Here is a 12,392-nt window from a genome sequence, read left to right on the forward strand (position 1 = left end):
GCCGGGCAACTCCATGCCGGGCAACTCCATGCCGGGCAACTCCATGCCGGGCAACTCCATGCCGGGCAACTCCATGCCGGGCAACTCCATGCCGGGCAACTCCATGCCGGGCAACTCCATGCCGGGCAACTCCATGCCGGGCGACACGACGCTGCAAGCCATCTGGAATGTGGGTTGGCGGACGGCGCGGCTGTGCGCGGGCGAAACCTATTACGATTGCCCCTACTATGAGCAACTGCAATACACGGGCGATACCCGGATTCAATCCCTGATTTCGCTCTACGTTGCGGGCGATGACCGCCTGATGCGGAAAGCTATTCAGGACTACGATCATAGCCGGTTCAACGATGGTCTGACGCAGAGTCGCTACCCATCGGCCGATTTTCAGGTAATTCCGACCTTTTCGCTTTTCTGGGTCTGCATGATCCACGACTACTGGATGCATCGGCAGGACGATGCGTTTGTCAAGTCGATGTTGCCGGGAATTCTAAGCGTATTGAGATGGCACGAACAACGGATCGCCAAAACAGGGCTGAACGGGCCACTCGAATGGTGGAATTTTGTCGATTGGTCGGACTGGAAAAATTCGAAAGAGGAAATTGCGGGCGGTGTTCCGGCGGGTGCCCGTAGGGGCGGTTCAAGCATACTGTCGCTGCAACAGGCGTATACCTATTTTCGGGCGGGCGATTTACTTGCGCATTATGGACAGAATGAACTGGCCGAACATTACCGCGAATTGGGGCGTCGGCTGAATAAAGCCGTATTGGCTCAGTGCTGGGATGCCGGGCGTGGGTTGCTGGCTGATACGCCGGAAAAAACGGCGTTTAGCCAGCATGCCAATATTCTGGCTGTCCTGACGGATGCGGTGCCAGCCGCCCAACAAGCGGCTTTGGTTCAAAAAACAGTTACGGATACATCCCTGACACAGGCTACTTTCTATTTCAAATTTTACCTGTTCGAAGCACTCAAAAAAACCGGACTTGGCGACCAGTTTATTGCCCAGTTAAAGCCCTGGCGTGACATGCTAGCTATGGGACTGACCACTTTCGCCGAAAATCCCGAGCCGACTCGTTCCGACTGCCATGCCTGGAGCGCATCCCCGCTGTATGAATTTATGTCGACGACCTGCGGTATCCGACCCGCTGAGCCGGGGTTCAGGTCAGTACGCATCGAGCCGTATCTGGGCGATCTGACAACCGTTGACGGGAAAATGCCTCATCCCCTGGGCGAGATTGCCGTTCAATTTCAGAAGACGCCAACGGGTGGCCTGACGGGCACGGTTACGCTGCCCACTAATCTGGCTGGTACCCTGCGCTGGAAAGGAAAATCGATGCCGCTCAAGGCCGGTAAACAGACCGTGAACCTGTAACTAATCGAGTTAATTCAAAGCCCTACGTAATAATCATACCCTCGCTCGGCCCAGAAATCGCGGGGCCGCTCATCGGAGAAGAAAATCCGACCGATCCGTTTCAGATTTTTGACACCGTACTTGACCGGAATAATAAGCCGGAGGGGAGCCCCGTGGGGTGCGTTAATCGGTTCGCCGTTCAGTTCATAAGCCAGCAGTGTTTGCGGGTGCAGCGCACTTTCCATATCAATCCCGACGTAATAACCCTTGTCGGGCGTTTCCATGCCGATGTACTTATACAGATCATCGGTGTTGGCTGGGTTGGGCGCGTTACCGCTTTTGGTGCCGAGTTTGTGTGCTACCAGAAAGTCGGACAGGCGTGCCCCGCCCCAGTGCTGAATCTGACTCCAGCCTTCAATGCACTTAAATTCGTACGCCATCTCGTGCTTTGGCAAGGCTTTAATGTCGTCGATGGTTAGAAAAAGGGCCTGACTCTGATCGGATGAGGTACCCGCTTTTTGGTCAATTTGCAGCTTCCAGTCGTCAGAAACGGGCGTCTTGATGCCATCGTACCCATTGACCCGTGCTTTTTTTGCCGCCTGATTGACAGGATAGGTTCGGACCAGATGCGTGTTGCTGAAATACGTTCTGGCCACCTGTTCGTTGGCGTCGAGGACGCGCCGGAATGGCTTTCTGGCACCCAGTAATTTAGGACTGTGCGTGATCCATTCGTAGATGCCCACGGGTACGGCAGCGGCCAGCGCAAACCAGCCAAATGATTTCAACATTCGCCGACGAACCGCTGATTCGGGTACATCACTTTCGGGTAATTCTGGTTCGGTTAACTGGCTCACGAGAGGGTAGGTTTAGGGGTCAATGAAGAGTTCGATGGGGCAACGGGTTGTATTTCCGTTGGCTGGGGTGTTGGCATGACTGGCATGGTCGACGGTTCTGGCGTCACCGGTTTATTGGGTGGAGCAACGGGTTTGACAATTTCGAATCCCGTGACCATTGACTGGAAATTTTGCCAGCCTGCCCGAATAACCTGTCCGACATGCACAAAGAAAAACAGCACGTAGCCAATGGTCAGCACGAAATGCTGCAATCGGGCGGGCTCATAGCCACCCAATATGCGGGTTAGCCACGAAAATTGAGTGGGTTTGTAAATGGCAAATCCGGTCAGTATTGATCCCACGCCCATGAGCATGATGGCCGTGTAGGCTATCTTTTGGGCACCGTTGTACTTGATAAAGGGAGGCTGCGTTTTGCGAAGGCCCAGGTCGTACAGCGTTACCTGAATGGCTTCACGAAAGGAGTGCCGGTTGGGTAGCAGATGACGCCATTCGCCCGAAACAAACGTGTATATAACGTAGGCCAGCCCGTTCAGCATAAACACCCACATAAACACCCAGTGCCAGGCCATGCCCTCGGCCAACCGGCGCGGAACGTTCAGGAATTCGTAAAAGCCATCCGGAAAAAAGGAAAGAAGCGTGTAGCCGCCGATCGTGATTTTATACGGATCATACGCCCAATAGATCAGCAGACCACTCCAGATCATGACGAACAGAACCGGGAAGTTGATCCAGTGAAACCACCGGATCGCCAGCGGGTGTTTGTGAACGATGCGTTTCATGCAGTAAGCGTGATTAAGAGAATGGGTTGCCTGACGGGGATAAAGATGATGGTCACTCGACGTTATAACAACGTCAGCCGGTAAAAGATTGGGTAAAGGGCCGCTTCTCCCTAAAATCTGATCTAATCGGGTAACGACTGCATACTGGCGCGTTCCGGGTTGTCGGGGATTACCTTTATATTTGTCCGGTAACCTTATACTGTCCGTATGCTGATCAAACCCATTGACACTGGTCTTTTTAAACTCGATGGTGGTGCCATGTTTGGCGTGGTGCCGAAGTCGATCTGGCAAAAACAGAATCCCGCCGATGAGCGAAACCTGTGCAACTGGGCTCTTCGCTGCCTGCTCGTTGAAGAAGGGAATCGGCTGATGCTGGTCGATACGGGTGCGGGTGATAAGCAGGATGCCAAATTCTTTGCCTATTACGACCTGCCCAACGGCAAAACCCTGGTCGGGGAAGTTGAGCAGGCTGGCTACTCGATCAACGACGTGACGGATGTATTGCTAACGCACCTTCATTTCGATCACGCGGGTGGGGCCGTACGTTACCGGGATGCCAGCCGCACAACCCTCGACGCGACCTTTCCTCGGGCCAGTTACTGGAGTCACAGCGGTCAGTGGGACTGGGCTACGAATCCAAACCCCCGCGAACGGGCCACTTACCTGCGCGAAAACTTTATGCCCCTGCACGAGAATGGTCAACTGCGGTTCATTGATCGCGAAGACCTGAGCCTGCCTGGTGTCGAGTTGCTCTACGTAGACGGGCACACCGAAAAAATGACATTGCCTATCTTTCAACTCACGGGCCGCAACGGTCAGCCGCGTACGGTAGCGTTCTGCGCTGACCTTGTCCCATCCGTGGCCCATATACCCGTTCCTTACGTAATGGGTTACGACGTACGCCCGCTCCTTACGCTCGACGAGAAAACGACCTTTCTCAATCGGGCCGTTGCCGAAAACTGGATACTCGTATTCGATCATGACCCGAACGCAGAAGCCGCTACCCTGGAACGAACCGAAAAAGGTATCCGGGCAAAAGACACTGGAACACTGGCGGAGCTCTTGTAACGGGATGGCATGCGGCACCACCACGCTACGTGACAAAACCAAAAAAGGATACAGGCCGTTAGTAAGCAATAGTCTGAACGATATGAAAATAGGGTTGGTGTTATCGGGGGGAGGTGCCCGTGGTATTGCCCATCTGGGGGTTATAAAAGCCTTGCAGGAGATGGGCATACAGTTCGATCAGCTTGCCGGTACCAGCGCCGGATCCATCACGGGGGCTTTGCTGGCGCAGGGGTATACACCCGACGAAAGTCTGAAAATTATTGAGTCCTCGGCGTTTATGCGCCATTTGCGGCCCGCCTGGAACCGCATGGGGTTGCTGCGCCTGGATATGGTGGTTGACCTGTACCGAAAGTACATTCCGCACGATTCGTTTGAAGGGCTTAAAATTCCGCTACACGTGGTGGCCGTCGATCTGAACGCGGGCGAACAGGTTGTTTTCGACAAAGGCGAGCTAATTCGACCCGTACTGGCCTCCTGCTGTTTGCCAGGCATTTTCGAACCAATGCTCATCAACAAGCGCCAGTTCGTAGACGGTGGTGTCCTGAACAACCTGCCCGTCGATGTCATTGAAAACAAGGTTGACTTTCTGATCGGATCGCACTGCAACGTATTGGGACCGCGCAAACCGATTACCTCCATGCGGGGGGTGATTGAGCGTAGTTTAGTGCTTGCCGTACAGAGTAAGACAAGAGACCGTTTTGCGAAATGTCAGGTGCTTATTGAGCCGCCCCAGCTTTCGCAATACACAACAACGGACATCAGCAAAGCTCGGGAGCTGTTCCGAATTGGTCACCAGTACACCCGCTCCATAGCGACCGATATTGGCAACGCGCTTGAGCGGGCCGCGCTTGAATTATCCTAACTTATCGCCTATGGCGATCATTAGAAAAATGCCGGGCGTCAAGGTCCGGCATTTTTTGTTGGTGAAATTCAATAAAGAACGCATAGGCAATAATCGGCGGATGCCTGGAAAATAAGCGGAACAGGAAAATTAGTTCTTGTAACGCTCGGTTGAGTAATCATATCTAATAAATTAAGTATTTATAACTAATTATAGGAATTTTTACATTAGGAATAATATTCTTTATTATTATTTTAAATACATATAATAATTGGTATAAAAGGTATTTAACAAAAGTTTGATAACAATAAGTCTTTACTTAGTTTTGTGGTTAATGCCCAATTTCTTAACTTACTATTGAAACTACTTATGAGGAAAATTTTACTGGTGAGCATACTTATCGTATGCTCATTCTGGGTGCCGGCATGGGCTCAGGAGCGAATAATCACAGGTAAGGTATTGGCCGCCGAAGATGGTACGCCCATCCCAGGTGCCTCCATTTTGTTAAAAGGCAGTTCTAAAGGAGCCAACTCCGATGCGAATGGAGCCTATTCGATTAGCGTACCTGCTGGTGGTGGGAAGCTGGTCTTTAGTTTCGTGGGATCTGCTACGCAGGAAGTAGAAATCGGTAATCGCTCCGTTATTGATATCCGGCTGGCGAACGATTCGAAACAGCTGGGCGAGGTAGTAGTAACGGCCATGGGTATTCAGCGCGAGAAAAAGGCGCTGGCCTATGCCACAACGAACCTTCAAGGGTCGGCTCTCCAGCAACGTTCGGAGCCCGATCCATTACGGGCTTTATCGGGTAAAGTAGCCGGTGTCAACATTACGTCGGGTGGTGGTGCGCCGGGCCAGGGCACGAAGATCAACATCCGGGGCAACACGTCATTTACCGGAAATAACCAGCCGCTGTTCGTTGTGGATGGCATTCCGTTCGATAACTCATCGAACAGCGCTGGTTCAAGCTACGCCAATAACAGTGTTGTCTCGAACCGGGCCTACGATATTGACCCCAACAACATCGAGAGCATGAACGTACTGAAAGGCGCGGCTGCTTCGGCGCTCTACGGGTCACGGGGTGCCAACGGGGTTATCGTTATCACGACAAAATCGGGGAGTAAAAGTGCCAAAAAAGGCCTCGAAGTAACGTACAACGGCTCCTATTCGACGGAAAAAATTTCGACGGTTCCTGATTACCAGGATACCTACACCCAAGGTTCGAACCAGACCTACAATGGAGGCTTTATCGGCAACTGGGGAACGGTTTTCCCATCGGAGGTCGATCGGATCAACGCCCAGCTTGGCTTCAATCGCTACTCAAAAACGATCGTCGACGGCTATCCCGAAGGAACCGTTCCGAACCCGGTTGTCGGCGTTCCCTACACGGCTGCCCGGTATAAATCGGCCTTCCCGGAGCTACTGGATGCCAACGGCAACGCATTGCCTGTCGCGTTACAGCCGCACGACATCATCGGTGGTTTTTTCCGAGTGGGCAGCGTCGTTGAAAATGGGGTCAACATCAGCTCAACGGGCGATAAAACGTCGTTGAACGCGGGGGTATCCAGAACCACCAACAACGGAATTATTCCGAACTCGTTCTCCAACCGTACCTCGCTGAACTTCGGCGGTAGCGCCACGCTGAACAATGGGCTGCACATCGCCGGTAACGTGAACTACGTCAACACGGGGCAGCAGAGCCCGCAGTCAGGCGCGTCGTTTTTTGCCGATTATAGCTCCGGCTCAAGTGGTTCTATTTATGACCGTCTGTTCTACAACCCACGGAACTACGATCTGAACGGCTATCCGTTCGAAAACCCCGTCGATGGATCGAACGTCTATTTCCGGTCGCTGGACAATCCGCGCTGGATTGCCAAATACAACCTCTACAAGTCGAATGTGAACCGGGTGTTCGGTAACATGACTGTAAACTACGATGTAACGTCCTGGCTGAACCTGACGGCTCGTGGTGGGGTAAACACGTACCACGAAACGCGCCACAATAACGTTCGTCCGGGCGGTACGATCGTGCCGTTGGGTCAGGTGTCACGAACGGACATTACGAAAACGGAAACGGACTTTACCTTTCTGGCAACAGCGTCGCATGATTTCGGTGAGCATTTTTCAACCCATTTGTTAGCTGGGTTCAACGCCAACGAACGCAACTACGACCAGGCCATACAGATTGGTAGTCAGGTCATTGATGCTAACGTACTGCTCGTGGGGAGTACGTTGAGCCAAACGGCGGGCGAGTATTATGAGAAGCGTCGGATATACGGTATTTTCGGCGAGCTGGGCGTATCGTACAACAATTTCGCGTTCCTGACGGCTACGCTGCGGAACGATCATTCATCGACTTTGGCGACTTCGGCACAGAGCTATTATTATCCGGCCGTATCAGGATCGTTCGTATTCACTGATGCCTTTAAACTACCCAAGAACATCCTGAACATGGGTAAAATTCGGGCCAACTTTGCCAAGGTGGGTAAAGATGCCGACCCGTATCTGGTGTATACACAGTACAATCTGGGCCGTATGTTCGTGAATGGGACCGCCTACTCGGTTACCAGCCTGCCTTCCCAGCTCAATAATTTCAACCTGAAGCCCGAGTTTACGGCAGAAACCGAAATAGGGACGGAATTGCAGTTCTTCAACAATCGGATCAACCTCGATCTGGCCTATTTCTACCGCAAATCGACGGATCTGATCGTGCCCCGGCGTATCGCTACGTCGACGGGTTTTGCGACCGAGATCACCAACGCTGGACGAATTGACAACAAAGGGCTGGAAATTGGCCTTACGCTGATTCCGGTGCGGCTGGCGAATGGTTTTGAGTGGTCATCGACGTTTGCCTTTACTCAGTTGCGCTCGAATGTGGTCGATGCGGGCCCGTCCAACGAAATCTTTCTGGGCGGCACCGGGCTATCGGCTCTGGGAACGATGCACCGCGTCGGTAATCCATTCGGTATGATTTATGGTTCGGTCAATGCGCGCAGCGCCGATGGCAAACTGCTGATCAACCCCACGTCGGGCCTTCCCTTTGCTCTGCCCCAATCGCAACTGCTGGGCAATCCGGCACCAGACTTCATACTCGGCTGGACCAACTCGTTCTCATTCAGAGGCTTCAACCTGTCGGCGTTGATCGACTACCGCAAAGGGGGTAAAATCTTCTCGTCGACGGCGGCTTCCTTACAGCTTCGTGGTCAGTTGAAAAATTCGGAAGATCGGGAAGGCATGCGCGTCATTCCGGGGGTGCTGGGTGATCCGACAACATACAAAGCGGTTCTGGATGAAGGTGGAAATGAAATCCGGAACACCATTCCCATGTCGGCTTTTCAATACCACTTCTCGAACGGATTTGGCGCTTACGGAGCCAACGAAACTAACGTATACGATGCCACCGTTATCCGGCTGCGTGAAGTGACACTCGGCTACGATGTACCGAAGGCGTTCCTGAAAAAGTACCTGAAAGTATTTGGTTCGCTACGGGCTTCGGCCTCGGGTCGTAATCTTTGGTTCAAGGCCCCCAACATGCTGCCGGGTCTGAACTTCGATCCGGAAGTGCTGTCCAGCTATCCTGATTCCAACATTCAGGGATTTGATCTGGGAGCAGCTCCCTCAACGCGTCGGTACGGGATTAACCTGACCGCTTCGTTCTAGGAAACGGCTCCATCAACTTCTCATTTATTCGAACTGACTGATGAAAAAACAGTACAAATCATATTTAAAAACGTTGCTGATTGCCGGGAGCACCGTTTTGCTGAGTGCGTGCGATATTACCAATCTGGATATCAACACCAACCCAAACTTACCGGCCAATGGCTCGCTGAAACTGTTGTTGCCGGGGGCTGAACAAGCCGCTATCAATGCCGCAACACTAATCGTATACGACGCTGGCGGGTTTGCCGGTCAGCTAAGCAGTTCGGACAGCTATGGGTTGGATAACAACTCCTACAATGGCACCTGGGATTCGTTCTACCTGAGCATGCAGAACGTGGAGCAGATGCTGCGGGCTACCGAAGACGGGGTCAATCCGCATTACCGGGGTATCGCCATGACACTCAAGGCATACGCCGTCGGGAACATGGTCGATACGTTTGGTGATATTCCGTACAAAGACGCTTGGAAAGGGAACGTAGCCGGTACGGACCGGGCCGTAAAGTTTGACAAGGATTCGGAGATCTACGAAGACCTGCTGAAGCTTTGCGATCAGGCCGTCCTGGAGTTTGCCAAAACACAGGCGGTGGCCGTGTCGGGCGATTTTATTAACGGAGGCAGCGCCACTGCTTGGACCCGGCTGGCTAAAACGATCAAGTTACGTCTGCTGTTCAACTCCCGGAAAGGTCGTGCGAGTGGCAATGCTGATTTGAAAGCGGCTTTCGATGCTGGTGGATACATTACGGCATCCAGTCAGGACTTCTACTACCAGTATTCAACGCAGATTTCGCCCGCCGATAACCGCCATCCCTGGTTCCGGAATGCGTACCTGTCCGATAATGGATTCTCGTACATCAACCACCAGTTGATGGGTGAAATGATCCTCAACAAAGACCCCCGGCTGCCGCTTTATTTTTACCGCCAGGCAACCCGTATTCTGAATCCGTCCGATCCAACCGATCGCGGTACTATTCCGTTTGGTGGCACTTACCTGCCGCTTCGGGCATCGTTTCTGGCTGAGTACAAAAATGCGTATTACAACAATACGCAGGATCTTACCTCCAGTGATTTACTCTATCTGGCTGGTTTCTTCGGTCGCGACCGGGCTGACAATACGGGTGCTGCCGCCGATACACCATTGCGTACGGCACCGGGTGCTTATCCGGCTGGTGGACTGTACTCAGGACGGGAGATTGCCGCGAAAGCCCTGACGGGTGGTACGGGAACGGGTAATGGTATCTGGCCGCTGATCATGAGCTGGAACGTCAAGTTCTATCAGATCGAAGCCATTCTGGATGGTACCGGAGTAACGGGCGATGCACGGGCGTTATTCGAAACGGCTATGCGGGAGCAAATTGCTTCGGTCGTTAAGTTCGCCACGGCCGCCGATGCCAAAACCGTTGCGCCCACGACAACCGCTATCACGGACTACGTGAACGCCTGGCTGAAACTGTATGATGCCGCTACAACCGATCAGAGTAAACTGAATGTGGTAGCTAAGCAAGTCTGGTTCTCGACCTGGGGCCAGGGTCAGGAAATCTGGAACCTGATGCGTCGGACGGGTTACCCGGTACAGGGTCAGTTCAAGCAGTTCTCGACGACTATACAGGCTCCGCTGTTAAGGCCTAGTCGGCAGTACGCCCTCCGGTTGCCATACCCGGCGCAGGAAGGAAGCCTGAACAGCAACGCGGTGAACTATGTTTCCGACGTCATCTTCGACCGCGACCCAATATTCTGGGATAAGGTAAAAGTGAAGTGGACTTTTTAATCATTGACTTTATATGAAAAAGATACTGACCTACACACTGTTTTTTGGACTGTTTGTCCTGCTTGGTTGCCGTGATGAATCACTGAACCCCATGCCCGGCTGGGAACCCGGCGTTCATGCCTTCGGCGTTTTTGCTGATATTGCCGAACCTAAAGATGGCGCTGGCAGCCGCCCCAATGCCGTTGCCAATGCCGTTAATTTCCCCGTGTCGAATCAGTCAGCCGCCAAGGAAAATCTGAAAATACGCTGGGTGTCACTCGACAATAAATTGACTGTCAATAAGGTAGAGGTGTACATAAACATGCTGGAGTCGTATAACGACGCCGATGGGAATCCTAAGTCAGCCTCATTGGGTGCCAAACTAGTGAAGACCCTTAGTCCAGCCGCCGGTAACCGCGAATGGACGACCTTCTCCATTACGCCAGCCGATGTTTACGCCTTATTCAAGGATGCCACGGTTAAATACGACGGGACCAATGCCGTAAAAGTGTTCGATAATCCGTCTCGCCCACGCGTTGATGGGCAGCGGTTGCTGGGTGCAGGTACGGTAAACAAACTAACTGTAGCGGCCGATCAATTCGTGATGACCTGGAAGCTTTACACCACCGATGGATTGGTGTTCAGTGTCTGGAACTCGGACAGTATTTGTGGTGATCCAACGCCTTACTCTCAGGCATCGGCAAACTGTAGTCTGACCTGGACGGTGAAATAATTTCCTGGTCCTTGACGGTCCTGGCGAACACATAAATCACCTACCACCGGCATTTTAAGAACAACGCACAAGAGCAGGCTGACCAGTCTGCTTTTGTGCGTTGTAAACTAGAGTAGGTTACCGAAACGAATGAAAAAAAACAGCCTTCTTTTGTTGGGATTTGCTTTTTGGATTGGGCCGGTTCGCGCTCAGATGCCAACGTTTCTGGCCGACGTTCAGCCCATTATGGCCCGTCATTGCGCGCCCTGTCATCAGCCGGGTGGTCTGGGTCCATTTAGCCTATTGACGTACGAAGACGTTGCCAAACGGGGCAAATTTGTAGCTAAAGTAACGCAGATACGCTACATGCCGCCCTTTCCCGCCGACCGTCAGTTTCAGCATTATGCCAACGAGCGGGGCTTATCGGAAACTGAAATCAAGACGATTCAGGACTGGGTAAAAGGGGGTATGCTGCCGGGTGAAGGAAAAACGGATAGCAGGAGCCCGACGAGTATAACACCCGCCCGGCCGGCAGTGCGCAGGCCCGATCTGGTGTTGCGTATGAACCCTTACGTGATCAAAGGCGATGGCCGCGAGGATTTCCGGTACTTTCATGTGCCGATGGGTTTGTCAAAAGACATTTGGGTAGAAGCGATCGAGTTTGTACCAGGTAATCGTAAACTGTTGCATCACAGCCGTATAATGGTCGATTCGACCGGTACAATGGCGGCCATCAACGGAATCACAGAAGATGATCCCCGCCTACACGACTTTCAGAAAACACCACTCGCCGATGAGTTTTTGTATGGCTGGGTGCCGGGCAACGACCGAGTGACGTTTCCTGCGGGAGCTGCCAAACGGATTCGGGCGGGAAGTGATTTGATTCTTAACATTCATTATTCGCCTTCGTCGAAGGAAGACAGGGATCAATCGGAAGTGCGGTTGTATTTTGCTCGGAAACCTGTTCAACGGGTTGTTCAAACGCTGACGCTTACGGAAAACAACATCACCAATCAGCCGTTTCAACTGGCTGCTGGTACAAAACCGACTTTCTACATCAATTACGGCCCCTTGCCCGACACGGTCAGGCTGCTATCTGTGCTGCCGCACATGCATCGACTAGGTCGATCTGTGCGTGCATTTGCTATTACACCGGATGGGGATGCGGTAAATCTGATCAAAATTGATGACTGGGACTATAACTGGCAATTGACCTACTTCTTCCTGACTCCACTTATACTGCCCAAAGGCTCGACCATCATTGCCGAAGCGAATTATGACAATACGGACCAGAATCCGCTCAACCCTAGTCGGCCCGCCCGACCGGTTGGCTACGGCTGGAACTCGACAGACGAAATGATGAATCTGGTCTTCTATTACGTGAAGTGA

The 12,392-nt window shown here is 52.5% G+C and carries 9 protein-coding genes; 7 read left to right on the forward strand and 2 right to left on the reverse strand.

All coding sequences use genetic code 11. The annotated features are described in order from the left end of the window. Window positions 1-1,369 (forward strand): alpha-L-rhamnosidase-related protein (locus tag ACYU87_RS22855; RefSeq protein WP_461136426.1); only part of this gene is annotated, 1,369 nt, incomplete at its 5' end. A 14-nt stretch (window positions 1,370-1,383) separates the two neighbouring features. On the opposite strand, the gene ACYU87_RS22860 is transcribed toward ACYU87_RS22855, so the two are convergent. Together ACYU87_RS22860 and ACYU87_RS22865 are read right to left on the reverse strand one after the other, a co-directional pair. Continuing rightward, window positions 1,384-2,202, reverse strand: a complete 819-nt coding sequence (locus tag ACYU87_RS22860) for a molybdopterin-dependent oxidoreductase (protein ID WP_461136427.1) — start codon at window positions 2,200-2,202, stop codon at window positions 1,384-1,386. After that, the gene (locus ACYU87_RS22865; protein WP_461136428.1) at window positions 2,199-2,981 is read right to left on the reverse strand and encodes a cytochrome b/b6 domain-containing protein; all 783 of its coding nucleotides are present in this window, start codon (window positions 2,979-2,981) and stop codon (window positions 2,199-2,201) included. Before ACYU87_RS22865 ends, ACYU87_RS22860 begins: the two co-directional genes overlap by 4 nt. A 207-nt stretch (window positions 2,982-3,188) precedes the next feature. On the opposite strand from ACYU87_RS22865, the gene ACYU87_RS22870 reads away from it, so the two are divergent. The 6 genes from ACYU87_RS22870 (at window position 3,189) to ACYU87_RS22895 (ending at window position 12,392) form a co-directional block, all read left to right on the forward strand. Continuing rightward, the gene (locus ACYU87_RS22870; RefSeq protein ID WP_461136429.1) at window positions 3,189-4,049 is read left to right on the forward strand and encodes an MBL fold metallo-hydrolase; all 861 of its coding nucleotides are present in this window, start codon (window positions 3,189-3,191) and stop codon (window positions 4,047-4,049) included. A gap of 82 nt (window positions 4,050-4,131) precedes the next feature. Then, window positions 4,132-4,911: a patatin-like phospholipase family protein gene (locus tag ACYU87_RS22875; RefSeq protein ID WP_461136430.1), complete on the forward strand. Its 780-nt coding sequence runs from the start codon at window positions 4,132-4,134 to the stop codon at window positions 4,909-4,911. A 348-nt stretch (window positions 4,912-5,259) separates the two neighbouring features. Beyond that, window positions 5,260-8,547 (forward strand): SusC/RagA family TonB-linked outer membrane protein, encoded by a 3,288-nt coding sequence (locus tag ACYU87_RS22880; RefSeq protein WP_461136431.1) that lies wholly within the window; start codon window positions 5,260-5,262, stop codon window positions 8,545-8,547. A 40-nt stretch (window positions 8,548-8,587) separates the two neighbouring features. Next, window positions 8,588-10,312, forward strand: a complete 1,725-nt coding sequence (locus tag ACYU87_RS22885) for a SusD/RagB family nutrient-binding outer membrane lipoprotein (RefSeq protein ID WP_461136432.1) — start codon at window positions 8,588-8,590, stop codon at window positions 10,310-10,312. Window positions 10,313-10,325: 13 nt separating this feature from the next. Next, window positions 10,326-11,024 (forward strand): hypothetical protein, encoded by a 699-nt coding sequence (locus tag ACYU87_RS22890; protein ID WP_461136433.1) that lies wholly within the window; start codon window positions 10,326-10,328, stop codon window positions 11,022-11,024. Between the two features lie 129 nt (window positions 11,025-11,153). Continuing rightward, window positions 11,154-12,392: a hypothetical protein gene (locus ACYU87_RS22895; RefSeq protein ID WP_461136434.1), complete on the forward strand. Its 1,239-nt coding sequence runs from the start codon at window positions 11,154-11,156 to the stop codon at window positions 12,390-12,392.

This window comes from Spirosoma lituiforme, assembly GCF_054776635.1.